The following is a 26,006-nucleotide window of genomic DNA, read 5'->3' as shown; positions in this document are numbered from 1 at the left end:
TTGTTCTCCTTTTTTCTAATCTTTTTATGTTTCATTTTTAATTCTGAAACAAAGCTTAATACTATGATAAGGTTTTCAAGAGAAAATTGCAAGCGCTATCCCCTCAAAAAAAACATGTTTCTCAAATTGAAACATCCGTGAAAAATTATTGTTTTTAGATAGGTTTTACGCTTTCACAATTGGCTCGCAGTAGATAGGCTTCAAACCTCGCTATACCAATTATTTTTTGACACGGAATCGAAATAATACAAGTTAGAGGAAAATAACATTCTAATAATTTAATCATTTGTTTTTTATTTTTAGAGAAAATGCTGACGAAATTTCCGTCAGCATTTTCTCTAAAAGTATTCACGTAAGATCGCTTTGTTTTCTCGGAGGATGCGCGCCGTGAATGCGCCTATCGTCATTTTTTCGGGCTGACCCTCGCCAATCGTCATATTATTTTCCGGAATCATTTCGTCAGTAATTTCGGCAGCGAAATTTGGCTGTCCATTGATTTCCAAAAAGGCAGACAAGTTGACTATGCGCGCTTGCATATAAGGGAGGAGTTGAATATTGGCGTAAGCCGGCTCACTCATGTCCTGCTCAAGCAAGGCATCCGTCGGAGCGACCCATTGAATTTCCTCAAACTGACCCGCATGACTAGAAATAAACCGGTAAAGCGCTTCCTTAGCTGGCATTGACAGACTGATAAATTCAATAATCTGGAAGGTCTTTTCTGAAAACTCATACAATAAATAACCTAAATCTTCCCCATTTTCACGATATAAAGCAAGCTGAGGGTGAGCTTTGTGCAGGAAATAATAATCCCAATTATTTTTTGTGCGGGCTAATGATCCTTGATTATAAGCTTTTTTGTGGATAGCATTTAATTTCTCCCAAAGTTGATCAGTCGATGTTTCACTTAATGATTGCCGCACAATCTCTCCACTTGTCCTTTTCCCTTTTGGAAAATGGATGGACGGAATCGTGTAAATCTTTCGGTCAAAAGCATAATGATAACCAAATTTCTCATAAAATTCATAAGAAAATGGAGCCAAATAGGAAAATATCGTCCCTTTTTCATAGTTATCTCGCAAGATTTGCGTCATGATTTTGCGGATGGCGCCATTTCCTCGGTACTCTGGGTAGCTTGCAACATAGCCAATTCCCGCCATTTTTACTTGGGCATCATTCCAATAAACCTCAAAATGATTATCAATAACCATCGAAGTCAGTTGCTCCTGTTCCCGATGAGTGTATGCGGTCGAAAATTCTAATAACTTTGACAAAGCCGCTTCACGTTCTTTGGTTCGTGGCTTGTTAAAGGCATAAATTACTAAATCAAGGAGTTCTTTTTTTTCATATGTATTCGTATTCATGAGTTTATTTTAACACAAAGATGAGAAAATGAGAAGTTTTTTATGTTACCGCTTACCGATTAACTTACGTCAGCATTTTCTCTACAAAAAAATAGCCCGAAGGCCGTTTTTTAGATTGTGATTTCAATTTCATTGGCTTCGGGATCGAGAATTACGGATTCGTAATAGCCATCTCCTGTGGTTCTTGGGCCAGACATGACGGTGAATCCATCCGCTAAAAATTGAGCCGTTAATCGATCAACTTCTGCTTTTGATCCTACTGAAAATGCTAGGTGGGCATAGCCCGTACCCGTTTTATCCAGAGTCGCCAATCCTTCTTTCGTTCCAATTTCCAGACGCGCGCCATCAGCAAAGGTCAAAAAATAAGATTGAAAAGTCGTTTTAGGATTATGATATTTTTCGCCAGCTTGAGCCGAAAAATATCGCTCATAAAAGTCCCGCATTGCTTCTAAATCATGGACTAAAAGTCCGATGTGTTCAATTTTCATAAGCCTTCTCCTTATTATCAGCGATTTGAGCCGTTGTAAGCACGATCCATATTGTCCAAAATCGCAATCATTTGCCGTTTTTTCAGACGCCCCAAGAAGAAACCGACAGCTTTATCATTTACCATTTGGATAAATCCATTAGAAGTTTGACTTTCTTCGATGATAACGTCAGTGCTACGATCGTCAATTTTATGCAATTCCCAGCGAGTGCTAAAGGTATTCCGATTGGTTTTTGTGGTAAAAGCGTAAATATTTGGTTCGGTTAATTCATCAATTTTGACTGTGCCTCTTTGATTTTTACCAAAATCTTTGGTATATTCAAAACCTTTGAGACTTCTTACTTTAGGACGTTTTCCTGTATTCTTTTCAATGTCAAAAAGGCAAGAATCAAGGATTTTTTCAAAAATAAATTCTCGTGGTGCGTCTATTGTTTTATTAATTCTCATGATTTTTCAAATCCTCTCGAAGTTTTCTTTAAGATTATTCTAACAAGATTAGAAAATCTTTGCAAGCACTTTCACGTTTTTCGCTCTGAAACAAGTTTTTATTTTTAATTTTTATCTCACAAATGGTAAACCAACAAAGGCAACTAGTAAAACTAAGAAGGCAATTATCGTAAATAATCGGTAGGAAGCTGGAATTGAATTTTTAAAAGCTTTCGGCGGAAAAATTGCTGAGAGTAGAATACCGCCCACAGCCCCACCAATATGCCCCCAAATACTCACATTTCCCAGTGAAAAGAGATTGATGGCCAAATTTGCTACAATCAGAATTGTGAACGTTTTACCAATTTGCTGTAAAAAAGGGTGACTGGTGAAGAATGCCAAACCAACAATGGCAGCGAACAGACCAAATAATGAAGTAGACGCCCCTGCCGAGATGATGTTTGGCGTGAGTAAGAAAACCATCGCATTACCGAAAATACCTGACAAGAGGTAAATCGCCGTAAAACGCTGCCAGCCAAAAATCGTTTCAATTTGCCGACCAATGAAAAACAAAGTGGCGGTATTCATCAAGAAATGCCCCCAACCAATATGAACAAAAATCGGGGTAAATAAGCGCCACAACTGACTTGGATCCTGTAAAATCGCTGGCCCAAAAAGTGCACCAGATCTGAATAAGTTGATCCCACTTGTCGCCTGCATCCCAAAGCTTGCAAACTGCCAGAACCATACTAAAGCAGTCACAAGAGAGATAATGTAGGTTGCTTTATAGCGACTAAAATCTTTTTTTATTTCGTTAATATTCATTATTTTTTTCTCCTATAAAAAGTTGCTGAACCGGTATATCATGCGCTTCTGGTTGAAAATTGGCCTTTTGAAAATCATACAAGACGGATGCCGTCTTTCCTGTAAAATTTGATAAATAGCGGTCATAATAGCCTCCGCCAAAACCAATACGGTAGCCTTGCTCATTCCAAATCAAACCAGGAACTAAGATTAAATCTGGCTCAACGGCAAGATTTGAGGCCGGTTCAAGTAGGCCAAAATCTGAACGCACCAATTGATTAGGGTCATATTTGGCGAAAATCATTTGGCGCTGAGGGAGACATTTAGGAATCAGCAGCTCTTTTTCTTGATTTTCCGTAAAAAGTTTTGTCAAATCAAATTCGATAGCTGTGGGCATATAAAGTCCGATTTTTTGAGCAGAAACCCAGAGTGGTGAAGCTTTCAGGATGTTCAAGACCTCATCCGTTTGCCTTTCTTTTTCATCAAACGGAAATTTTTTTGATAATTCTACTATTTTTTTGCGTCTTTGTGCTTTACTTTCCATATTAACTATGATACCATGAAAGTGTAAGTTTTTGTTTTACGATTAGTTCTGTGCTTTATGGTTCATTCCTATTCAAGATTCAGATTTACAAATTTTAATAAAAGGAAGTACCAAAAATGGCACAAGGAACAGTAAAATGGTTTAACGCAACTAAAGGCTTCGGCTTTATCACAACTGAAGAAGGAAAAGATGTTTTCGCTCACTTCTCAGCTATCCAAACAGACGGTTTCAAAACTCTTGACGAAGGTCAAAAAGTAACTTTTGAAGTTGAAGATGGCCCTCGTGGACCACAAGCTGTAAATATCCAAAAATAATTATAGCTTAAAAGGAAGATCTGTCAGTCATTGACAGGTCTTTTTTTGCATTTTTTACAAGTATTTGACAGACTTTTGCTACAATAAAGTTACCAATATAACGGTTTTTTTCTACACGCCTAGATTATGGAAAGGAGGAAAACATCTGATGAAAAAATACGTCGCTTTGCCCCTTGTGATCTTGCTCGTTTTGGTGGGGAATGTCGCTTTTGCGGGCAGTTCATCATCTGTCATTCAACTTCGTGCTAACCCAAACTTGATTGACACCAAGACTGGCTATCGTTGGCATTGCGAGACTTGTGATTATTTGAGCTACTGGCATTTATTTGCTCAGACGAGCGTTCGGAGCGCTCAAGCTCATGCGGTTAAACACCCCGGGCATATTAGTTCGATTTACTCTGTCAAAAACCTTGATTTAGTAGAACATCAGGACTAATCCAGATTTTAAAGTCGGCTCAAGAGCCGATTTTTTTATATAACGTAAGAATAAACATTACACAACAAAATGAGAAAAAAATAATTTATTTCTAATATCATTTTTTCATTTATAATCTTTTTGTTATACTAAGCTTGTAACAAGGATTTTGGTTTACAAAATATACTTTAGAAGGAGAACATTAATATGTTCAAAAAGATTACCACTATTGCTATCACTGCAACATTGGCAGGTGCCGCAATTATCCCTGTGGGAAACATTGCTTTTGCAGGGGAAAAAGCGCCTGTAACTGTGGCGACACATGACCATGATCACGATGACGCAGACCACAAAGATCCTCGAGTTGGTTATCAATGGAAATGTCACACCTGTGGTTATGTTAGCGAATGGCATTTACTTGCAAGCACAGCCGTAGAACGCGCAAATGCTCACATGGTCAAATACCCTGGACACGTTACCTCAGTTTATGGCGTAAGAGAAGCCGAATAATCCCTCAGAAAGCAACTCATGCTCCAACACAAGGTGGATTTTATATCCACTTTTTCATTTTCCTAAAAAAATAGAAAATCTCATGATTTTACTGTAAACTCTGTAATAAGCATCTTGTAAAAGCCAATAAAATACGCTAAAATGAAGAGATAAATTGATAGAAGACGAGTTTTTTTAGATAAATGAAGGATTTAACAAAAGGAAATATTTTAAAGGGGCTGATTGCCTTTACACTGCCACTGCTCTTGGGGAATTTTTTCCAAGTACTTTATAATACGGCAGATACGTTGATTGTGGGACAGACTTTGGGTAAAGATGCGCTGGCTTCGGTTGGGGCGACGGGGTCTATCAACTTTTTGATTGTCGGTTTTGCTCAAGGGATGACTGCTGGCTTGACGATTTTGACGGCACAGCGGTTCGGTGCAAAAGACAAGCTGGCGATTAAGAAGTCTTATGTGACGGGGCTTTATTTTACGGTGGCGATTTCGGTGTTGCTCAGTATTTTATCGGTTCTTTTTGTCGGTGATTTGCTTCGAGTGATGCAGACGCCAACTGAGATTTTTGAGGGTGCGCGCACTTTCTTGAGTATCATGTTGGGCGGTATGATTGCGACTAACCTCTATGCTTATCTTTCCAATGCTTTGCGGGCTTTGGGGGATTCGAAAACACCACTTTATGCTTTGATTGTGGCTTCTATTTTGAACATTGGTTTTGAGTATTTTGCCATTTTGGTTTTAAAGTTTGGACTGGCTGGAGCAAGTGTTGCGACGATTTTGGCTCAAAGCATCTCGGTGCTGTATCTTTTTTGGCATATCAAGCGAAAGGTTCCGGATTTTCATCTTTCAAAAGGTTTGTGGCGACCTGATCGGCAAGAAATTGCTCATCACGCTGGACTTGCGGTGCCAATGGGCTTTCAGTCCAGTATTATCGCGATTGGTTCCATTACCTTACAAATTGCCTTGAATAAAATGGGAACTGATGCCGTGGCGACACAAGCGATTGTTTCTAAAATTGACCAGCTGGCGATGTTGCCCATGATTTCGATTGGGCTTGCTATGGCAACTTTCGGGGCGCAAAATTATGGTGCTCGTCAGTACAAGCGAATTAATCAGGGGCTGATGCGGGCTTTGGTGATTGCGGTCGGCTGGTCTGTTGGTTTCGCGCTCTTGCTCAATCTTGCTCATTTTTATTTCACGACGGCCTTTATCTCGGCGAGTCAGACGGCTGTTATCGAGATGTCGAGTCATTATTATCTGGTCAACGGCAGTTTTTACTGGCTACTAGCGATTCTATTTGTCACACGCTCAACGATTCAAGGGCTGGGAAATGCCAAAATTCCAACGATTTGCGGTTTTGCTGAGCTTTTCATGCGGGCTGGTGTGGCAATTATCGGTGTACTTTTGCTTAATTATACGGTGATTATTTCTAGCAATCCGGCAGCTTGGATTGGTTCAACTTCGATTTTGATTCCGACAACGATTCGGATGATCAAACGTTTCCGACATAATCAAGATATTTCTAATAATAAAACCGCCTAAATGGCGGTTTTTTTGTAGAGATTTTGCTGACGGAAATTTTCGTCAGTATTTTCTCTGAGAAATTTTACTGACGGAATTGTCGTCACGGTAAGCAGCCGGTAAAATGAGCTGACCTTGCTTTTCAAATTCACGCGCAAGTTGCAAAAGTTGAATTTCTGAATTTTTGGCGCCCCAAAGTTGTACACCCAAGGGCAAATTTGTCGTTTCATTGACATAAATTGGCAGGCTCAACGCCGGCTGCCCCGTCAAATTACTGATGAAATTATAAGGAGTAAACGCTAGTGAACGCTCAAATGCCGCTTCAATAATTGCAATTTGCTGTTCAAAATCTACTGTGGCAATCTCTGCCATTTGCTCCAAAATTTCAGAAGGAATCAGTTCTTCGCCAATTTTTGGCGCTGTTTTCGCTGTTGTCGGCGTCAGAAAAAGGTCGTAATCTGCAAATATTTTGTTGGCAAAAAGATCAGCCGCGGCATCCCACTCATCCAAAGCCTTGATATAACTTTCGACAGGAGCTTTCCTCCCTGCTTCCAAGAGCGCAAAGCTTAGCAGCTCAATATCATCTGTGGTCAATTTCCGACCAGCCGCACGTTCCCACGGTGCAAGCATCGCCATCGTTTCTGCCGCATTCATCCGATAGTAGGTGCGCACCAATTCCCGCGCGTCTAGCGGAAAATCAATTTCAACCAGCTCATGACCCTGTTTTCTTAGAAATTCTACCGCTTTTTTCAGAGCTTTTTTCGCATCTTCTGACAAGCTAACGCCTGAAATCGGACTTTTTTGCGAAAAGGCAATTTTTAAACGGCTTGATTTTTTCGTCAGCAAATTTTCGTCAGTATTTTCTCTGTCTACAAATGCATCAGCATTTTCGCAAAGTGCCAAAAGTTGCGCTTCATCAAGCATCCGTGCCTGATAAGGCGCGGCCTCTTGCACTGTCTGCATTTCTAGCACAAAACGTGCCGTGTCACGCACTGAAACAGTCAGCGCTCCCACGATTGCCGCTCCCTGCCAACCTCGATAAGTGTTGGGGCCTTGTGGCATCCGTCCCCGAGTCATTTTCAAGCCAATCAAACCCGAAAAAGAAGCTGGAATCCTGATTGAGCCGCCCCCATCGGAAGCTCCAGCAATGGCAAACATCCCCGAAGCCACCGCAGACGCTGCACCTCCAGACGACCCACCCGAGTAATACGCCCGATTCCAAACATTTCGCGTGTCCCCATAAAGTTTCGAATCCGAAATATTTTTAAAACCAAACTCCGGAGAATTTGTCTGTCCAAACGGTGTAAAACCAGCTGCCAGCAGAGCCTTCACATAATTATCATCCGCCTCAGCCATTCCTTTGGCAAACAAACACGAACTTGCCGTATCTGGCAAACCACGATGAGTCTGCCCCAGCATTTTTAAAGCAAAAGGGAGCCCCGCAAAAAAGCCCTGTTTTGTGAGCGGTAAGTCAGCCTGAGCCACCGCCAAATCTTTGGCAACAACTGCATTGTATAAGGGATTAAGCAAATCGATTTTTTCATTCGTCATTGCAAGCAGATCTTCCGCCAAAACTGCGCCCGAACGCAGTTGTTCTGCCCAATAAGTCGCATCTTTGATTTCTGTCATCATTTTCTCCTTTTGCTCATATTTTATCACATTTATAAAAGACAACAAAAAACATTCACCTCCTAAAAAGTAAGTGAATGCATGATTTGATTAAAAATTATCCAATTCTTGATACAAAAGTTTTTGCGCAACCGTTGGGTTAGCTTGTCCTTTAGTTGCTTTCATCAATTGACCAACCAAAGCTTTCGCCGCATTTTGCTTCCCACCACGATAATCGGCTACAGATTGTTCATTCTTAGCAAAGACCTCATGAATGATTGGCAAAAGCACAGCAGGGTCAGAAATTTGAACCAAACCAGCTTTCTTGACAAATTCTTCGGCAGAACCACCATTTTTTGCTAATTCAATAAAGACTTTTTTAGCAATTTTTGAAGAAATAGTGCCATCTGAAATCAAACGAATCATTTCTGTCAGATTTTCTGGAGTTAAGCCAATCTCATGAAGTTCTTTTTTCTCGCTGTTTAGGTATTGCGCTACTTCACCTTGCAACCAATTTGAAACCAATTTAGGATCAGTATCAAATTTGACCGCTTCATCAAAGAAATCAGACACTTCTTTCGTTGCGGTCAATTGACGCGCATCGTAGTCTGACAAGCCCAAATCATTGATATAATGCACCCGTCTGCTGCTAGCCGTCATTGGCAAACTTTGACGCATTTCTTCGATCCATTCGTCAGAAATCTCAAAACGAGGCACATCAGGCTCTGGGAAGTAACGGTAATCAGAAGCGCCTTCTTTAACACGCATCAAGATTGTTTCACCCGTTTTGTCATTAAAACGACGTGTCTCTTGACGAATTTCGCCACCGGCGCGCAAAATCTTAGCTTGACGGGCAACTTCAAAGTCCAACGCTTTTTTGACATTGCTAAAAGAGTTCATGTTTTTAACTTCTGTCTTCACCCCAAAAGCTTCTTGACCATAAGGACGGAGCGAAACATTGGCGTCACAACGCATTGAACCTTCTTCCATCTTCACATCGGAAATTCCTGTGTAAAGAATGGCTTCTTTGAGCGCCGTCAAATAAGCATAAGCTTCCTCAGGAGTACGCATATCCGCTTCTGAAACAATCTCAATCAATGGCACCCCTTGACGATTCAAGTCAACATAAGAATAACCATCCGTTCCGTGCGTATTTTTCCCAGCATCTTCTTCTAAATGAGCCCGCTCAATGCGAATCGTCGCTTTATGACCATCTTCAAGTTCAATTTCAATAGAACCATTGTAACCAATTGGCTCATCAAATTGTGAAATTTGGTAAGCTTTGGGATTATCAGGATAGAAATAATTTTTGCGGTCAAAGTGCATGGATTTGTGAATATCCATATTCAAAGCAAGCGCCGCTTTAATCCCACTGTCGATGACACCCTTGTTCATGACGGGCAAAACACCAGGCAGTGACCAGTCAATCACATTTGTATTTGTATTAGGGTCTCCACCAAATTTTGTAGAGGCGGGACTGAAAATTTTTGAGTTTGTACTTAACTCAACGTGGACTTCAAGCCCAATTACTGTTTCAAAGTTCATTTATTTCACCTCTCCAAAAATAATCGGTTGTTTTTTGTGGAAATCTGTTGTTGCTTCAAAAGCAGCTGCTACTTGATAAATCGTTTCTTCATCGTAACGTTTACCAATCAATTGCATTCCCACAGGTAGTCCATCGGCAAAGCCAGCAGGAATCGAAATTCCTGGAAGACCAGCTAAGTTAACTGGAATCGTCAACAAGTCAGCCAAGTACATTGCGATTGGATCATCAACCCGTGCACCCAAGTCCCAAGCTGGTGTTGGTGCTGTTGGCCCTAAAATCAAATCATATTTTTCAAAAACTTTCGCAAAATCATTGATGATTAAAGTACGAACTTGACCTGCTTTTTTGAAATGTTTATCATAAGAACCTGCTGAAAGACTAAAAGTTCCCAACATGATTCGACGTTGAACCTCTGGGCCAAAGCCTTCAGAACGTGATTTCACATACAAATCTTCAAGATTTTTGATGTCATTAGCACGATAACCGTAACGAATACCATCAAAACGTTGAAGATTTGAGCTGGCTTCAGAAGAGGCAATAATATAATAAACGGCAACACCATATTTACTGTGAGGAAGACTCACTTCTTCAACGATGGCACCCAATTTTTCCAAATGTTTAGCTGCTGCCAAAATTTGTTCTTTTACTTTTTCATCAATTCCTTCACCAAAATATTCTTTAGGTAAAGCAATTTTCATGCCTTTAATATCTTGACCAATTTTACTTGTAAAGTCAGGAACTGCAACATTTGATGATGTGCCATCATTTTTATCAAAGCCAGAAATAACATTCAAAAGTTGAGCATTTTCTTCAACTGTTGGCGCCAATGGGCCGATTTGGTCTAATGATGAAGCAAAAGCAATCAAACCAAAACGACTCACACGACCATAAGTTGGTTTCAAACCAACAATTCCGTTGAATGCGGCAGGTTGGCGAATTGATCCACCCGTATCTGAACCGAGCGACAAACGAATTTCGCCCGCAGCGACTGATGCCGCTGAACCAGATGAAGAACCACCAGGTACTTTTGTTTGATCCCAAGCGTTTTTGGCTGGTTTAACGGATGAATTTTCACCAGAACCACCCATGGCAAATTCGTCCATGTTCAGTTTACCAACGGTAATCAAACCGGCTTGGTTCAATTTGTCCGCTACTGTGGCATTGTAAGGTGGAATCCAGCCACCCAAAATTTTAGAAGCAGCTGTTGTTTCGATACCTTCTGTGACGATATTATCCTTAACACCGATAGCAATCCCATCTGTCAAAATTTCAGGATTGATGCCGCGTGCATCAATAGCCGCAGCTTGTTCCAAAGCTTTTTCTTCGGTAATGCTCAAAAAAGCATCAATCTGAGGTTCACGCGCTTTGATGTCAGACAGGGTTGATTTAGTCAACTCCACTGCTGAAATTTCTTTATTAACAAGCAACTCATGAAGTTCTTTGATTGTTTTGTTATTGTATGACATTAAGCATCTCCTCCATCCGAAAGCATGGCTGGCACTTTAATAAAGCCATCTTGTTTTTCAGGCACAGCTGCCATGAGTTTTTCACGGTCAACTCCCGCTTCCGCCACATCTGCACGCATAAAGTTGAGGTTGTCTGCCACATTCATGGTGAAAGCCACACCTTCAGTGTCAACTTCATCCAACATTTCAACCATATCAATGATTTTTCCGAAAGTATCGGTGAATGATTCTACTTCATTTTCCGAGAACTCAAGCTTGGACAAAAGTGCCACGTGCTTGACTTGCTCCTCTGTAATTTGACTCATATTTTTAATCTCCATTTTTTTAGAGTGTATTCTTGTTAATTATACCAAAAATTCAAGATTTTGGCAGTCTACCAGTCATTTTAACCCATTTGCCAGTCATTTTAACCCATTTGCCAGTCATTTTTTTACTGACAGAACTTTTGTCAGTAAAAATAGAAAGCAAAATTACTGACAAATAATTTCGTCAGTAACTTTTAAATCTATAGTCAATAGTATTTGTTTAAAATATTCATCGGACGTGAAAAACTCCCATCTGCGATAGGAGCTTTTCGTGAAGCCGAAGTCTAAGCGCTGAAGCGCTAAGCCCCTGGCTTTTAGAAATTACGTCCTGCGAGTTTGTCAAACAAACCTGTATTGAGAACTTTGAGGTAAGTTCCTTTCATCCCGAGTGAGCGTGATTCAATAACACCTGCCGATTCGAGTTTGCGCAAGGCGTTGACGATTACTGAGCGAGTGATTCCGATCTTATCTGCGATAACTGAGGCAATGACATGACCTTCTTCACCATCAAGTTCTTCAATGATTGCTTTAACAGCTTTCATTTCTGAGTAAGAAAGGGTGTTAACAGCCATTGTTGCCATTGTGTCTTTGCGGATATTTTGTTCCATTTGCTCAAGTTTGAGGTTTGAAAGTTGCACACCGATAACAGTCGTTGCAAGCTCAACCAAGACAAGATCATCGTCTGTAAATTCGCCGTCTTCACGCCACATGATAAATGTTCCAAGACGCATTCCTGAGCCATAAATTGGAGCTAAAGTAGTAACGCCATTTGGGAAGTTTCCAAGCACTTCTTCAGGGAAGATTGCAAGTGGTTTGTCCACAGGAACGTTCGCCATTGTATCATAAATGCGTACTGCTGCACGAACATACTCATCTGGCAATTTGCGATCGTAGAAGAATTGGTCAACACGATCATTATTTGTGTTGTAGGGAAGTGAATAACCGAGCAATTCTCCTTTTGTATTAATGACGCAGGCGTTACAATCAATAACATTTGCTAAACGTTCAGTCATACTATTATATGGAAGCTCTTGCTGTAAATCGGTTACTCCGTCCTGCAAAATCGCTGTGATTTTACGTGTTTTTTCAAGTAATGTAGCCAATATATTCTCCTATTTTTTTCTTATTCGGGTCTTTGCACAAAATTTTTCATAATAAGTATAACATAAAAAAAAAGGAAAGACAATAATAATTGTCAGAAAATTATTCTCAACAAAATAAGAGATGTGAATTATTCATACATCTCTCATTTTTCATTTTACCGGCGATATTGGTGTAAAAATCGCTCCATTTTTTCTTGAATTTCGGCTAATTCGTCAACACGTGGAAGATAAACAATCCGGAAATGATCAGGGTCTTTCCAGTTGAAGCCACGACCATGCACAAGAAGAATCTTTTCTTGTTTCAAAAAGTCTAAAACGAATTGCTCATCATTATCAATGCGGTACATCTCCCGATCAATTTTAGGGAAGATGTAAAAAGCTGCTTGAGGTTTTACGGCGCTCAGGCCGGGAATGTCGTTGATTGCTTTGTAGATGAACTCTCTTTGCTCATAAATCCGACCTCCTGGAAGGAGCAATTTGTCAACAGACTGGATGCCACCTAGCGAGGTTTGAACGACAGATTGCGCCAGCACATTGGAACAAAGGCGCATGGAAGCGAGCATATTAAGCCCTTCGATGTAACCTTTGACGTGTGATTTCTCACCGGAAAGTACCATCCAACCTACACGAAAACCTGCAATGCGATGTGATTTTGACAAGCCATTCATCGTCACCACAAAAAGGTCTGGTGCCAGACTGGCAATTGGCACATGAACTGCTCCGTCCATAACCAATCGATCATAAATTTCATCAGAAAAGATGATTAAATTGTGCTCGCGCGCTACTTGAACGATTTCCAAAAGTAATTCTTTAGAATACAACGCTCCTGTCGGATTGTTGGGATTGATCAAAACAATCGCTTTGGTATTGCTCGTGATTTTTGCGCGAATATCCGCAATATCAGGGAACCAACCAGCTTGTTCGTCACAAATGTAGTGAACAGCATTTCCGCCAGCAAGGCTGACTGCCGCTGTCCAGAGCGGATAATCAGGCATAGGAATCAATACTTCATCGCCCGTGTCAAGCAGCCCTTGCATTGACATCACAATAAGTTCAGAAACACCGTTTCCGGTGAAAATATCGTTGATGTCAACGTTAGGAAAACCTTTGAGCTGACAATATTGCATGATAGCCTTACGGGCTGGAAATATCCCTTTGGAGTCAGAATAGCCTTCACTTTCCACGGCATTTTCAATCAAATCTCTGATGACTTCATCAGGTGCTAAAAAGCCAAATTCTGCGGGATTTCCTGTGTTTAGACGTAGAATTTTTTCGCCATTAGCGCGCATTTTTTGCGCCTCATCCAGCACTGGGCCACGAATATCATAGCTGACATTATCAAGTTTGTGTGATTTTTCAAATTCTCTCATGATTTCCTCCTGAGCGCTGTTTTTTATTTTTCGTCAGTATTTTTTCTCTGACGGAGTATCCGTCAGTAAATTCTCCGGCTTTTGCTCTTGATTTTTTCAGAGAATTTACTGACGAAAACTTTTGGTCAGACTTTTTTGCTGACGAATTGGGCTGAGGCTTATTTTTTCTCGTAAATGCGGAAATATTGGCCTGAATAAGTGGTTACTTTGTATTCTTTAGAAAGCACAGTAGACAGACTTTTGGGAAGTTTTTGCCCTGCTTCTAAGACGACATATTTGTCGGTCAATTGGCCAACTTTCAAATCAAAGGCTTGACTGAATTTAATCGGGAAGTGAGCTGGAACGTTATCTATCGTTGCTACTTTGCGACTGAGGTTGTTGATATTTTTAGTTTCGGCTACTGCATAAACACGATCAGATGATGTCGCATGGTTTGTCAGATAGCGCACAACGGCTTTTTCTTCGGCAAAAATCGTCCGATTTTGAAAACTATAAACGATTGGAGTCAAAAGGACAAAGAGAATCGCCAAAATAGGAGCAAACAAGCGATTTTGCAAGTATTTCAACAAGATTTTATCGTTGTCCTTGATTGACAAACCAGTAAAAACAAGCATAAAGGGCAGTGCGGCTAATAAATTAGAACTATCAAAATTTTTGTTGAACACGACCAATATGGTCACGACTACCGTGCCTAAAAGGAGCAGGGTGTGCCAAATCAAAGCACTACCGCTGTTTTTGAGTTGTAAAATTCCTTGAATAAATCCTGTAACTCCTCCAAAGATTAAAATCATCACAAGGGACTTGGCTAAGACAATCGGTAAATCGCTGGCCGTGCCAAATTGACTCAATGGAATCAAAATAGATTGCTCAATTGAAGTGTAAAGTGTTTGTTCTTGTAGCGCATAATAGGCCACCGAATAACCCACCAATAAAACGCCTAAGAGGGCTGACAACAATTGGTAAAAACCACGCCAGAAGCGGCGGTTAAGTGGATTATAGATCAAAAGGGCAAGCATTGACATTAAGAAAAATACACTCATGATTGGCGAGATAACAAGCGTCATCGCCCCTGCCATTCCAAAACGAATGAAGCCTCGATCAGTCGATGCTTCGCGGAAATATTGGTTTAAAAAGAGGGCGCCCCAGAGTGCAAAAGGGAGTGCAAACAAGGTCGGCGCATCTCCCCCACGAGCCATTCCAGCAATGACAACTAAGGTAAAGGCCGAAACAATGGTCGCTGCTGTTTGGTTTTGCGTTTGTTGATTGGCGAGTTTGTAAGTAAGTAAACCACTGATGAGCAAGGCAATAATACCAAAAATCCAAAGGAGCCAAGTGCTGCCGCCCAGATTTCCCAGCCAGTTAATCAGGTAAAATATAGAACCTCCTGTGCCGAAAAAATCATTATAAGGAACCAAACCATGCTGCATGGCAAGGCCTGAGTAAAGATTTTGCGATTGAATGGCTGTGGCTTGCATTCTCCACAAGGGAAAAGTGTAAAAAGTCAGGCTCAAAAGCACCGACAAACTGCCTAACAAGCCATAAAGCCATAAAGGAAGGCTACTTCTTTGAGCAATTCGATTTTCATGAGGTGAAACTTGTTTATTTGACCGACTTTTTCTAAGGGGGGCTCTTTGTTGGTCTTGGATTTCAGCGGTAGCTGAATCGGCTTCGATAGGTGCGACTTTCTGGGGTGAAACGTTACGCTTGAGTCTTGCCGAGCGCGTCTGATATTCATTTGACATGATTTCCTCCAATGTTTTCGCAAGCGAGAACACTTTCCTTATGGTGAAAAAACTGCTTTCGACCATAGTATTAAAGAAATTATACTAAATTTTCGGTCAACATTCAATAAAGCAAATAATTTTGCCTCAGATAGCAGCAAAAAAACGGCCTCATTTTTGAAAAAGACCGTCCGTTTGTTTTTAAGCTCTAAATTTTCCAAGAAGCCAAATGACAAGTGCCACTCCGCCGACAAAAAGCCAAAAATGAGGGTTAAAAAGTAGCATAAGTCCCGCAAAAATTACCCGAATTGCCAGCAAAATGAGCAAGATTGGCAAAATATAACGGAAAAATACGCGTGCTGCAAGCAAACCAAACATCACCAGCAAAATAGAAGCAAGCGTACCAATCACCAATAAAGCTGATAAAAATCCTAAGAACATTCTTTTTCCCTCCTAATCATATCGATTGCCACGGCTGGCTTTGAATAGCCAAAAGATAAAGCCGACAACCAGTAGTAAGCCCCAGAAATGTGGGCTAAACAGTAACAATAATCCTCCCCAGAGTAGGCGTAAAACGACTAAAATTACGAGCGCTGGCAAGACAAATTTGACCAAACCCTTCACAAAAAGTAAGAGTGCCAACACGATAACTATTCCTAAAAACATCATTTCTCCTTTAAACACGAGCTGATTTCGACCGTTTTTTGGGGAAATCAGACACTAGTATTTTCTATAAACTTATTATAGCAAGAAAAAAGACCGCACTTATCGGTCTTTTGGCTGATTTTTTTAGAATATTTGCTGACGGAATTGACTTTTTTACTGACGAAAAGTATTTTGCCAGAGAATTTGCTGACGAAAACTTATTTTCCTAAACCAGAGTAGGCGTATTCGATTTTAATGCAACGGTTCATGACAATATCATTTTTACCGGCTGCACGCAAAATTTGCTCCGCTTCTTCGGACTGCAAACCTTGTTGAGCCCAGAAAACATCTGCGTCTGTTTGGATAAAATCTTGAGCAACTTCAGGCAAAAATTTGCTCTGACGGAAAATATCAACAATATCTAAATGAAAGGGAACATCTTTGATATTGGCATAGACCTGCTCACCCAAGAGCTGTGTCCCTACCAACTTTGGGTTAACCGGAACAATCTGGTAACCGTTTTGTTGCAAAGCTTGCCCAATCAAAAATGACGTGCGATCTGGACGATCACTCATGCCAACCACAGCAATTGTTTTCGCTTTTTTGAGATAACCAAAAATCGTTTCTTGGCTTGGATTTTCAAATTCGTACATTTTTTTCTCCTTTGTGCTTTTCCTTTATTATACACCATTTCGTGACGGCGTTATTTAGCAAAGGCTTACGGTTTTTTGTTATAATTAAGTCATGAATAAGAAACAAAAAAAATCACTCACTAGTCTGTTAATCCTCCTTGTGGCTTTGGCTGTGGGTTATTTTGGTTCTGACAAGCTTCATCTCGGGTCAAAACCAGACACAACGCCCTCCACCACGCTCAATCAAACAAGCAAAATGCTGCCCTCTACAATCAAGCAGCAACCTTTACCTTTCAAAAATCAAAAACAAATGGTCATGGCGGACACTGATGCGCTTGGTCGTGCCGTAGATTCACACATTCAGCTCAAAAATTCCCAAGAACCTCGGGCCAAACGTGAACCCTTGACTTACAATCCCGTCGGCTGGCACAATTATAATTTCTACTATAAAAAAGACAACGGCTCTATCGGTAAAATGTGGCTCATGGCACGTGGTCATTTGGTTGGTTATCAATTTTGCGGTCTAAATAACGAAGCACGCAACTTGGTTCCAGAAACTGCTTGGTTCAATGGGGGCAGCTTTGTGGGCATGGACGATGGTAATACTGCAAGTATGCTTTATTATGAAAATCGTCTAGACAGCTGGCTTGCCAATCACCCTAACTATTATCTAGATTACCAAGTCACCCCAATCTACAAAGGCAATGAACTTCTGCCCCGCCAAATTCGCTTGGCCTACGTTGGTATTGACCAAAACGGTGAAAAATTGACGATCAAACTTGGTGGTGGCCGTGAAAAAACAGGACTTGCTGGGGCAACCGTCGTGGTTTTAGACAACGTGGCGCCAAATGCCAAAATTAACTACGCGGACGGTACAGCTGTCAACACCGTCAACCCTAATTAAGCTAATTTGAACATAAAATGTCAATCTGCAACATTATATTTCATTTTTTTGATACAATGATAAAGTTAATTCAACGAAGAAACACAAACTCTCGCTTAATCCCGAGAGTTTGTCTTTTTTATTAAATTCATTATCTCTAAAAACACTTGAAAGGTTTCATATGAAAGAAAAACTATGGACAAGAACTTTTGTCATCAATATGCTCATTAATTTTATTCTCTATCTCGTCTTCTATTTACCGACTGTCGTTATTGGAACGATGGCTATGGAGCGCTATCAAGCCTCAGCCAGCATCGCTGGGATTTTATCTGGAATTTTTATTGTCGGTGCCTTTTTTGCACGACTCTGGGCAGGTAATAACATGAAGCGTTTTGGCGCAAAAAAATTACTTTATCTTGGGATTGGGATTTATTTTATCCTGACTTTTGCTTATTTTGCAGTCCACTCTGTCGGACTTTTACTCTTGCTTCGGCTCTTTCACGGAGTTGGCTTTGGGATTGCTGGGACAGCTTCTGGGACGCTAGCTGGGGCAATCGTGCCTGCTTCACGTCGAGGTGAAGGGATTGGCTATTATGCCCTCTCAGTCACTTTATCATCAGCTTTTGGCCCTTTTTTATCCATGTTCCTCTATCGCGTTTCTGGATTTTCTGCTCTAATCTGGTTGTCTGCTTTACTGCTGTTTGTCGCTTTGATTGGGCTCTTCTTTTTAAAAGTGCAACGCAGCCAAACAAACTCCGAAATTCCCGAAACAAGCAAACGAAAATTTGCTTGGTCAAATTATTTTGAGAAAGCTGCACTTCCCATTTCTTTAATTGCCTTTCTGATTGGGATTTCTTACTCTAGCATTCTTTCTTTCATGGATGCTTATTCCCTCTCTATCAACCTTTCGGAGACTGCTTCATTTTTCTTCATCGTTTATGCTTTAACTGTCCTGATTTCACGACCAATCACGGGGCGAATTTTTGATAGTCTCGGGGACAATTTTGTCATGTATCCAACTTACTTATTCTTTGCCTTAGGACTTTTGCTCATTGGTCTAGCACATTCTGGTGGTATGCTTTTACTTGCGGCTGTCTTTATTGGCTTGGGCTATGGTTCGTTTTCACCCTTTGGTCAAGCTATTGCTATCCGTAACTCAAACGTCCATCGCTTGGGCGTTGTGACCTCAACTTTCTTTGGTTTCATGGATATGGGCGTTGGTTTTGGGCCTTTCATCTTGGGAATGCTCATGCCACTCTTAGGCTATCGTAATCTTTACTTTGCCTCTGCGATTTTGGCCCTTTTGATTGCTGTCATTTATTATTTCGTTCATGGGCGTCACACTAAGCGCATCAAATAAATTCCGTCAGTAAATTCTCTAGAATTTTTCCAGAGAAAATGCTGACGAAAAGACCGAAAGCACTAAAAAAGCCGTCAGTAAATCTGACGACTTTTTTTCTTATAGATTTTCGATATTTTCGTAGTAAGCAATATCAGCCATATTGAAATAAGGCATTGTCCAAAAACCAGCCAGTCCACCAGAGATACCATTTAAAATATACCACCAGAAGAAGCTCAATTTGTAGATAAAGTAGTTTCCACGCAAGCCCTTCATCTTCGCTGACGATTCGCGTAAGACCTGTTTCACGCCTGCATAACGGCCTTCTTCCAACTGATCAAACAACACATAAGTACTTTGTGACCACCCTAGTCCCAAATAAACCGCAAAAGCCCAGCCAATAATTGGGATAAGAATCAAGACAATCATCACAAGTCCAATCACCACATTCAGCAAAACAATTTTCCAAAGTGAACCGTCAGAAAATGGAGCAAAGATATTTTTAAATTGCGGATTGCTACGTTCCCCGCGGAAAATCTTGATATAGTTGAAGATTGCCCCCGTTGTGATGACGATGATAAACAAACTAATCGCAATAGTAATCAAAACAGTAACAGCAATAATCGGCCCCGCAATTAAGAGTGCCAAATGAGACACACTAGCCCCACCAGCATCCGCACTAAAATTGATATTATTATCTGTCAAAACGGTATGTACTTGATTACCCCTACTAAAAATTCCTAAAATAATTGGAATGATAAAGAGCAACATTTTTGAACCAAAGTTGTCTTTCAGTGCTGCTTTCGCCTGATTTTTTAAATCTCGTCTCTTCATGAAAGTACCTCCTACGTACTAAAAAATAAATTTTCTAAAAACTTTAAATTCTATTACCATTATAACACTAAAATTTCAAAAAATCATCTTTCTTTAGTAGAATATCCAAACAAAACCTATAAAAAGCACATATTTTTTGTTATACTTATAAGTGCTTAATTTTTTAAGAAAATAATCGAGTCAGGAGTTCCAAAAGGCGCACAAAGGAAGATGCTATTTTTGCCAAGCTCCTGACATCTTAAAGGAAAAACATGACTGAACACGCAATAAAATACAGACTCATCAAAAAAGAGAAACACACCGGCGCACGACTCGGTGAAATTATCACACCACACGGTACCTTCCCAACACCAATGTTCATGCCTGTCGGCACCCAAGCCACAGTAAAAACTATGAGTCCAGAAGAACTCAAAGACCTTGGTTCTGGAATTATCCTCTCTAATACTTACCACCTCTGGCTTCGTCCCGGAGATGAGTTAGTTGCCGAAGCTGGCGGACTCCATAAATTCATGAACTGGGATCAACCCATCCTTACAGATAGTGGTGGTTTTCAAGTATACAGCTTGGTACAAAACAAGAAAAACATCACCGAAGAAGGTGTTAAGTTCAAGAGCCATCTGGACGGTCGTGAACTCTTCCTCAATCCAGAAAAAGCCATCGGTATCCAAAATAATCTCGGCTCTGACATCATGATGTCCTTTGACGAATGTCCACCTTTTTATCAACCTTATGATTACGTTAAAGCCTCAGTTGAGCGGACTTCACGTTGGGCTGAACGCGGACTTAATGCTCATCGTCGTCCAAATGACCAAGGCCTTTTTGGGATCGTTCAAGGTGCTGGCTTTGAAGACTTACGCCGCCAATCAGCTGCTGATTTGACTTCTATGGATTTCGCAGGCTATTCTATCGGCGGACTTGCCGTCGGCGAATCACATAAAGAAATGAATGCAGTGCTTGACTTCACTACGCCTCTTCTTCCTGAAGACAAACCCCGTTATCTTATGGGCGTTGGTGCGCCAGATAGCTTAATTGATGGTGTCATTCGTGGGGTTGATATGTTTGACTGCGTTCTCCCTACACGTATCGCCCGAAACGGTACCTTAATGACTCACTTTGGCCGAGTAAATATTCGCAATGCCAAGTATGAGCATGATTTCACCCCACTTGATCCAATGTGTGATTGCTACACTTGTACCAACTACACGCGCGCTTACTTACGTCATTTGATCAAAGCCGATGAAACCTTTGGCTTACGCCTTTGTTCTTATCATAATCTTCATTTCCTTGTCAATCTCATGAAAGACGTCCGTCAAGCTATCATGGACGACAATCTCCTTGAATTCCGTGAAGATTTCTGTGAGCGTTACGGTTATAACTTACCAAATGCCAAAGATTTTTAAGTCTTGAAAAATTTTTTGAAAAGTTGTATGATTATGGAAGTGGAAATTCCACTTTCATAAGTTGCCGAGTTAGCTCAGTCGGTAGAGCACTTCACTCGTAACGAAGGGGTCACAGGTTCGATTCCTGCACTCGGCACTAAATTAAAAGCCTTGTATAGTTGATGTATAAGGCTTTTTCTTTATTATTTTTCCTATTTTTATCACATTTTTATAACATTATTTTTCACACTACCTTGGTTATCTGCTTATGTTTTCAGAGTGTAGCAGAAGATTAACCATTGAGCAAGTTGACTTAAAGCTTAATGACTATATTTGAGATATGCTTGTAGTTCTTCACCTTTTATGTTACACACATCTTATTACTTGATTAGTTCTTATTTCTCAAATCTTTAATAATCCTTATAGTAAGACTTTTTATCCCTTTTGTCAGTTTTTTTAAAGATTATTCATATTTCTTTAGGTTTATCGTTCCCATAGTCTTTCTTGGTTTTCTGCATCCCACTCACCTGTTTTAAACTTAGCAATATGGTCTTCGTAAGTGGAAATCTTATAAGCTAGTATCTCACGTGTTTGCTGGAGTTCAGAAATTTTTTCATCTATCTCAATAAGTTGTTTCTGTAAAATACCTTTTTGAGCTGTATCTACCGCCTTAAGGGTATCGATATCGTTTGTTTCCCGGCCTTTGGCAAGTTCTGCAAAGTGCTTGAGTGCATCAATATCCATTCCTGCACGCCGTAGACTTCTAACAAGATAAATCCAATTTAAATCCCGTGTCTGATAATCGCGAAAACCAGATTGTGCTCGATGAACAGGTGGAACAATTCCTGCTTTTTCATAATAGCGTAGTGTATCTGGCGTTAAGCCAAATAGATCTGCAGCCTCTTTAATATTCATTGCTTTATTCACTTTCTATTTTTATATTTTGAAACAGAAGAAAGTAACTCTATAATAAATTCTGAGTTACCCTACCATATAAGTAAATCTTTTATCCCATCAATAAGTTTATTATATCATCTTCTATAAAATTCGATTATCCCTCAGCAACTTGCTTATGTGGTTGAGTGATTAATAGCACAACAAAACCTAAAACGATAAACGCAGTGACTAGACCCATAACCCAATGATAATAAACTAAACTTTGGTTTTGAAAAGGGCTAGTAATGAACACAACAAGTGATAAGCCCACAGGACCACCAATTTGGTGCATTGTATTTGTCATCCCACTAGCTGCGCCAGATAGCTCGTTAGGTATCTCTTGAACGCCCGCCGATGTTAGGGGAGCCAATAACCAACCTTGCCCTAAACCAACCAAAACCATTGGTAACCCAATTGCTAAGAAATATCCAAGCTTTGGACTTAGCACTGTTGATAGTATCAAGCCAAGCAATAGAATCCCTTGCCCAACTAACATCACTTTTGAATTACCAATTCTTGCTGTTAGTTTTGGAAGATATAAGGCAGCTATAAAATTAACAATTGTCAGAGGTAAAAATCCCATACCAGATTGCAATGGTGTGAAATGATAAATCTCTTGCATAATTTGGGGTAGAATAAACCAGTAAGGGAGCATTGCCATCATAAATATAAATCGAGCTAAATAAGAACCCGAACGGACGCGATTGCTGAAGAGTTCAAGTGGCATTAACGGATTTTTCTGAGTTTTCTCCCAGAAAATAAAGCCAAGCAATAAAATAATTGAAAATGCAATAAGCCAGAGATTAGTAACTGTAATCCCATAAACAAAACTAGTAGCAATTAATACTGAAAGAATTGCGCCAAGATAGTCAATTTTAATCCTTTGCGCTTTCCCATTTTTTATCTTTATAAACGTTAAAATGATTAAGAAAAGAGCAAAAGGAACATTAAGTAGGAAACCAGCTCTCCAAGAAATTGCACTAGTTAACCATCCACCAATTAAAAGACCTGCAGATGAACCAATACCTGCTGTTGCCCCATAATAGGAAATCGCACGCATTCTCATACTACCCTCATAATTATCCATTAAAATAGCAAGTGAAGTAGGAGCAATTATTGCAGAACCAATTCCTTGAATAGCACGCCAAGAAATAATTTCAACCATAGAGTAAGATAGACCAATAAAAAGAGAACTTAATCCAAAAAGTAAGAGCCCTGTCAAAAATATCCTTTTACGTCCAAGTAAGTCTCCAAGTCTACCTGCTAAGAGTAAGAAACCACCAAATGTTATAGTGTAAGCATTAGAAACCCAAGATAATGCCGCTTCATTAAGGTGCAAATCATTTGCAATTTTCACTGTACTTGTGAAGATAATTGAGTTATCCATCAATATCAAAAAGTAACTAAATAAAATAATAAATAAAATTGTTCCAAATTTTTGTTTTTGTTGCATAAGAATCTTTCTAAAAAGCATCTGTCATAAATTAACAGATGCAGCTTCTTGTAAGTTTGTGACAATAGCAAGTAAGTGAAAATTATAGTTCTCTGCAAAGTGTTCAAAATAAACCTTGGCATGCGGTAACACTTCTTGAGGCCATGCTCCTTGAACAATAATAACCACTTCTTTGTCCCGGAATGGATTTTTCGGCGTATGATAAACCTCACCTAATCGGTCAATGAAAGTGTAAAGTAAGCTTGTCAATCCTCCCCAATAGACGGGACTACCAATAATTTTATCGGCAGTATTAATTTTAGCAATAACTTTGTCAAAATCATCCTTCTCAATTTCACTTACTTGTCCGAATTGAGCAATATTTTGATCTACTAACCGTATTTCATCAAATTCAGTACTGATTGCTCGGGCAATACTCCGAGTTGTATCTCCTTTTTCAGCACTTGCATTAATCAAAAGAGTATTCAAGCTTACACATCTCTTTCTTTTAGAAAATTAACAAACATGTCAACTGACTCAGGAGTGTTGTGGTCGAAGAATTGACTATCATTAGTTTCGAGTGTAGCAATTTGAGCTTTATCTTCGTCAGTTAAAGCAAAATCAAAAATATCAATATTTTGCGCCATACGTTCTGGTTTAACAGACTTAGCTAGGCTTACAATTCCTCGCTCAAAGTTCCAGCGTAGGATAACTTGTGCTGCTGACTTACCATATTTATCTCCAATTTTAGTTAAAACTTCATTTGTGAAAATTCCATTTTTCCCTTCCGCAAATGGAGCCCATGCTTCGAGCAAAACATTTCCACGTGATTTAGCATTCGCTAAATCCTCTTCACGTTGGTGGAAAGGATTGATTTCAATTTGATTGACTTGTACTTTAGCTTCTTGAAAAGCTACTACGTCTGCCAAACGTTCACTGTTAAAATTTGATACACCAATTGCACGAATTTTACCTGATTTTTGTAAGTCCGCAAGAGCTTTGAAAGAACCAAAGACATCACTATATGGTTGGTGGAGCAACACCAAATCTAAATATTCAGTTTGAAGTTTAGCAAGTGAAGCTTCTACTGATTTCGTTGTAGCTTTATAGCCATAATTACTCAACCAAATTTTAGTCGTCAAGAAGATGTCTTCACGAGGTACCTCAGTTGCAGATAAAGCTTCTCCTACTTCCGCTTCATTCATATAAGATTGTGCCGTGTCGATATGTCGATAACCAGCAGTTAAGGCATCAAGTACAGCTTTCTTAGTTTGATTTTGAGGAATTTGGAAAACACCAAAACCCAGAACAGGAATCTCAACACCATTATTTAATTTGAAAGTTTGCATTTTTTTCTCTCCATTTCTTATGATAAACTCATTATAAACCTTGGTGTGCGCTCCAAGTCAAGAAAAAAGATTTTATTATTTTAATGATTAGATAAATATCAACAAAAATAATTCAAAACTTACTATAACTTCCTCCAATTGCCCCAAATTTGCCCCATTTTATTTTTCAATTTCAGAGTTTTTTCTTGGATTTTTAGAGTAGCTAAAATGATGACGAGCTTTTACAATAAAAATACTACTAGAAATTCCTAGCAGTATTTTTTTACTGTAATTCCACAATTTGACAAAAATGAAATGATTATTTTGTGAAAAATTGGATGAAACCAAGACAGTCATAGAGGTAGTGACAAAGCCAACTTATCCAAACACTGTTAGATTTTTTCCACACGTAGTTCAGCGCAAGTCTCGTTGGAAGTAGAGTGATGAGCAATTGAGCAGGGTGGAAACCGTATGCTGGAATGTGCCACAAAGCAAACAAGACACCACAAATCAAAGAGGCCCATTTGAAATCTAATCCTTTTTCTTCTAAAGCAAGAATAATATTGGTGCTTAATAATTCTTCCCCCATCAACATAAAGGGAACCTGCAAAAAGACCATTTGCAGAGTTATAATTCCAGCTACAGAGTTTTCTGTGGGTTTACCAAACAAAAGACTATAAACCAATCCAAATAAAGCCCCTGTTACAATGGTTAGTGGAATTCCCCATGCAAGTGTTTTAAAACTAAAATGTTTAAACTGATTAACAAATCGATTTTTTAGAAAAATATAGCCTACTACTGCAGCTAAAATAGCATTCCATATCGTTCCAATGAACTGTGCAACTGTCGAATCAAGCGGCAACTTCCCTATTACTTGATAGCCTATCCCAATCAACAAGGTTGCAACAAAGGCAATCCAAGCATCTTTTGTACTTATTCTTTTTCTTTCCATAGTACTTCCTTTTCCTTATAAACTCATGTTAAGTTATATCATATCATTTTTGTTAGGTAAATAAAAGTTTTTTAGATTACATAGCTTTTTTTAAAACATTAAAGTTATTTAAAAACCTTATATCTCTGAGATATAAGGTTTTCTTTTAT

28 protein-coding genes and 1 tRNA gene are annotated in these 26,006 nt (G+C 39.6%); 8 read left to right on the top strand and 21 right to left on the bottom strand.

Features of this window, described 5'->3' with window-relative positions; all coding sequences use genetic code 11:
* Window positions 1-338 precede the first annotated feature (338 nt).
* From EQJ87_RS09110 to EQJ87_RS09090, 5 genes are all read right to left on the bottom strand, one after another.
* Entirely contained in the window at window positions 339-1,361 is a 1,023-nt protein-coding gene (locus tag EQJ87_RS09110) for a GNAT family N-acetyltransferase (RefSeq protein WP_130124287.1), read from the bottom strand.
* Between the two features lie 110 nt (window positions 1,362-1,471).
* Window positions 1,472-1,849: a VOC family protein gene (locus EQJ87_RS09105; RefSeq protein ID WP_130124286.1), complete on the bottom strand. Its 378-nt coding sequence runs from the start codon at window positions 1,847-1,849 to the stop codon at window positions 1,472-1,474.
* A 17-nt stretch (window positions 1,850-1,866) separates the two neighbouring features.
* Complete coding sequence (locus EQJ87_RS09100) at window positions 1,867-2,295, bottom strand: DUF3284 domain-containing protein (protein ID WP_130124285.1); 429 nt, start codon at window positions 2,293-2,295, stop codon at window positions 1,867-1,869.
* Between the two features lie 111 nt (window positions 2,296-2,406).
* Window positions 2,407-3,099, bottom strand: a complete 693-nt coding sequence (locus EQJ87_RS09095) for a rhomboid family intramembrane serine protease (protein ID WP_130124284.1) — start codon at window positions 3,097-3,099, stop codon at window positions 2,407-2,409.
* Window positions 3,089-3,622 carry a 5-formyltetrahydrofolate cyclo-ligase gene (locus EQJ87_RS09090; RefSeq protein ID WP_130124283.1) on the bottom strand — a complete coding sequence of 178 codons (534 nt, stop codon included), beginning with the start codon at window positions 3,620-3,622 and terminating at the stop codon, window positions 3,089-3,091. The genes EQJ87_RS09095 and EQJ87_RS09090 overlap by 11 nt, the downstream gene beginning before the upstream one ends.
* Window positions 3,623-3,738: 116 nt before the next feature.
* Between EQJ87_RS09090 and EQJ87_RS09085 the strand changes: the two genes are divergently transcribed.
* From EQJ87_RS09085 to EQJ87_RS09070, 4 genes are all read left to right on the top strand, one after another.
* On the top strand, window positions 3,739-3,936 hold the full coding sequence (locus EQJ87_RS09085) for a cold-shock protein (RefSeq protein ID WP_130124282.1): 198 nt from the start codon (window positions 3,739-3,741) through the stop codon (window positions 3,934-3,936).
* Window positions 3,937-4,084: 148 nt separating this feature from the next.
* Complete coding sequence (locus EQJ87_RS09080; RefSeq protein WP_130124281.1) at window positions 4,085-4,372, top strand: hypothetical protein; 288 nt, start codon at window positions 4,085-4,087, stop codon at window positions 4,370-4,372.
* A 186-nt stretch (window positions 4,373-4,558) separates the two neighbouring features.
* A complete protein-coding gene (locus EQJ87_RS09075; RefSeq protein ID WP_130124280.1) occupies window positions 4,559-4,861 on the top strand; it encodes a hypothetical protein in 303 nt (100 codons plus the stop codon).
* A 182-nt stretch (window positions 4,862-5,043) separates the two neighbouring features.
* The gene (locus tag EQJ87_RS09070) at window positions 5,044-6,399 is read left to right on the top strand and encodes an MATE family efflux transporter (protein WP_130124279.1); all 1,356 of its coding nucleotides are present in this window, start codon (window positions 5,044-5,046) and stop codon (window positions 6,397-6,399) included.
* Window positions 6,400-6,441: 42 nt separating this feature from the next.
* Here EQJ87_RS09070 and EQJ87_RS09065 read toward each other — a convergent pair whose 3' ends face one another.
* The 10 genes from EQJ87_RS09065 to EQJ87_RS09020 all read right to left on the bottom strand — a co-directional run bounded on the left by EQJ87_RS09065 (window position 6,442) and on the right by EQJ87_RS09020 (window position 16,795).
* Window positions 6,442-8,007, bottom strand: coding sequence for an amidase family protein (locus tag EQJ87_RS09065; RefSeq protein ID WP_130124278.1), 1,566 nt, complete (start codon window positions 8,005-8,007; stop codon window positions 6,442-6,444).
* Between the two features lie 90 nt (window positions 8,008-8,097).
* Window positions 8,098-9,531 carry an Asp-tRNA(Asn)/Glu-tRNA(Gln) amidotransferase subunit GatB gene (gene gatB, locus EQJ87_RS09060; RefSeq protein ID WP_130124277.1) on the bottom strand — a complete coding sequence of 478 codons (1,434 nt, stop codon included), beginning with the start codon at window positions 9,529-9,531 and terminating at the stop codon, window positions 8,098-8,100.
* Window positions 9,532-10,998: an Asp-tRNA(Asn)/Glu-tRNA(Gln) amidotransferase subunit GatA gene (gene gatA / locus EQJ87_RS09055; RefSeq protein WP_130124276.1), complete on the bottom strand. Its 1,467-nt coding sequence runs from the start codon at window positions 10,996-10,998 to the stop codon at window positions 9,532-9,534.
* Window positions 10,998-11,303 carry an Asp-tRNA(Asn)/Glu-tRNA(Gln) amidotransferase subunit GatC gene (gene gatC, locus EQJ87_RS09050; protein WP_130124275.1) on the bottom strand — a complete coding sequence of 102 codons (306 nt, stop codon included), beginning with the start codon at window positions 11,301-11,303 and terminating at the stop codon, window positions 10,998-11,000. Before gatC ends, gatA begins: the two co-directional genes overlap by 1 nt.
* A 314-nt stretch (window positions 11,304-11,617) precedes the next feature.
* Entirely contained in the window at window positions 11,618-12,406 is a 789-nt protein-coding gene (codY, locus tag EQJ87_RS09045) for a GTP-sensing pleiotropic transcriptional regulator CodY (protein ID WP_130124274.1), read from the bottom strand.
* Between the two features lie 155 nt (window positions 12,407-12,561).
* Window positions 12,562-13,776, bottom strand: coding sequence for a pyridoxal phosphate-dependent aminotransferase (locus EQJ87_RS09040; RefSeq protein ID WP_130124273.1), 1,215 nt, complete (start codon window positions 13,774-13,776; stop codon window positions 12,562-12,564).
* A gap of 158 nt (window positions 13,777-13,934) precedes the next feature.
* A complete protein-coding gene (locus EQJ87_RS09035; RefSeq protein ID WP_130124272.1) occupies window positions 13,935-15,518 on the bottom strand; it encodes a glycosyltransferase in 1,584 nt (527 codons plus the stop codon).
* A 180-nt stretch (window positions 15,519-15,698) separates the two neighbouring features.
* Entirely contained in the window at window positions 15,699-15,938 is a 240-nt protein-coding gene (locus EQJ87_RS09030; protein ID WP_130124271.1) for a hypothetical protein, read from the bottom strand.
* Window positions 15,939-15,950: 12 nt separating this feature from the next.
* Window positions 15,951-16,163 (bottom strand): hypothetical protein, encoded by a 213-nt coding sequence (locus tag EQJ87_RS09025; protein WP_130124270.1) that lies wholly within the window; start codon window positions 16,161-16,163, stop codon window positions 15,951-15,953.
* A 197-nt stretch (window positions 16,164-16,360) separates the two neighbouring features.
* The gene (locus EQJ87_RS09020) at window positions 16,361-16,795 is read right to left on the bottom strand and encodes a CoA-binding protein (RefSeq protein WP_130124269.1); all 435 of its coding nucleotides are present in this window, start codon (window positions 16,793-16,795) and stop codon (window positions 16,361-16,363) included.
* A 91-nt stretch (window positions 16,796-16,886) separates the two neighbouring features.
* On the opposite strand from EQJ87_RS09020, the gene EQJ87_RS09015 reads away from it, so the two are divergent.
* Both EQJ87_RS09015 and EQJ87_RS09010 read left to right on the top strand, forming a co-directional pair.
* Window positions 16,887-17,678: a DNA/RNA non-specific endonuclease gene (locus EQJ87_RS09015; protein WP_130124268.1), complete on the top strand. Its 792-nt coding sequence runs from the start codon at window positions 16,887-16,889 to the stop codon at window positions 17,676-17,678.
* A 160-nt stretch (window positions 17,679-17,838) separates the two neighbouring features.
* Complete coding sequence (locus EQJ87_RS09010; RefSeq protein ID WP_130124267.1) at window positions 17,839-19,017, top strand: MFS transporter; 1,179 nt, start codon at window positions 17,839-17,841, stop codon at window positions 19,015-19,017.
* 99 nt (window positions 19,018-19,116) lie between these two features.
* Here the strand turns inward: EQJ87_RS09010 and EQJ87_RS09005 are convergent, their stop codons facing one another.
* A complete protein-coding gene (locus EQJ87_RS09005) occupies window positions 19,117-19,830 on the bottom strand; it encodes a DUF975 family protein (protein ID WP_130124266.1) in 714 nt (237 codons plus the stop codon).
* 251 nt (window positions 19,831-20,081) lie between these two features.
* Here EQJ87_RS09005 and tgt point away from each other — a divergent pair, with 251 nt between their 5' ends.
* Both tgt and EQJ87_RS08995 read left to right on the top strand, forming a co-directional pair.
* Entirely contained in the window at window positions 20,082-21,230 is a 1,149-nt protein-coding gene (tgt, locus tag EQJ87_RS09000) for a tRNA guanosine(34) transglycosylase Tgt (protein WP_130124265.1), read from the top strand.
* A 63-nt stretch (window positions 21,231-21,293) separates the two neighbouring features.
* Window positions 21,294-21,366 (top strand) — tRNA-Thr (locus tag EQJ87_RS08995).
* A gap of 326 nt (window positions 21,367-21,692) precedes the next feature.
* On the opposite strand, the gene EQJ87_RS08990 is transcribed toward EQJ87_RS08995, so the two are convergent.
* From EQJ87_RS08990 to EQJ87_RS08970, 5 genes are all read right to left on the bottom strand, one after another.
* Complete coding sequence (locus tag EQJ87_RS08990) at window positions 21,693-22,124, bottom strand: MerR family transcriptional regulator (RefSeq protein WP_130124264.1); 432 nt, start codon at window positions 22,122-22,124, stop codon at window positions 21,693-21,695.
* Window positions 22,125-22,260: 136 nt separating this feature from the next.
* Entirely contained in the window at window positions 22,261-23,598 is a 1,338-nt protein-coding gene (locus EQJ87_RS08985) for an MFS transporter (protein ID WP_130124263.1), read from the bottom strand.
* Window positions 23,599-23,622: 24 nt separating this feature from the next.
* Window positions 23,623-24,054 (bottom strand): flavodoxin family protein, encoded by a 432-nt coding sequence (locus tag EQJ87_RS08980; protein WP_190289068.1) that lies wholly within the window; start codon window positions 24,052-24,054, stop codon window positions 23,623-23,625.
* 14 nt (window positions 24,055-24,068) lie between these two features.
* Complete coding sequence (locus EQJ87_RS08975) at window positions 24,069-24,926, bottom strand: aldo/keto reductase (protein WP_130124261.1); 858 nt, start codon at window positions 24,924-24,926, stop codon at window positions 24,069-24,071.
* A 298-nt stretch (window positions 24,927-25,224) separates the two neighbouring features.
* A complete protein-coding gene (locus tag EQJ87_RS08970; RefSeq protein ID WP_130124260.1) occupies window positions 25,225-25,857 on the bottom strand; it encodes a CPBP family intramembrane glutamic endopeptidase in 633 nt (210 codons plus the stop codon).
* Between the last annotated feature and the right edge of the window lie 149 nt (window positions 25,858-26,006).

The sequence above is a fragment of the Lactococcus sp. S-13 genome, assembly GCF_004210295.1.
Classification (GTDB): domain Bacteria; phylum Bacillota; class Bacilli; order Lactobacillales; family Streptococcaceae; genus Lactococcus.
This window is presented reverse-complemented; position numbering and strand designations above follow the sequence as displayed.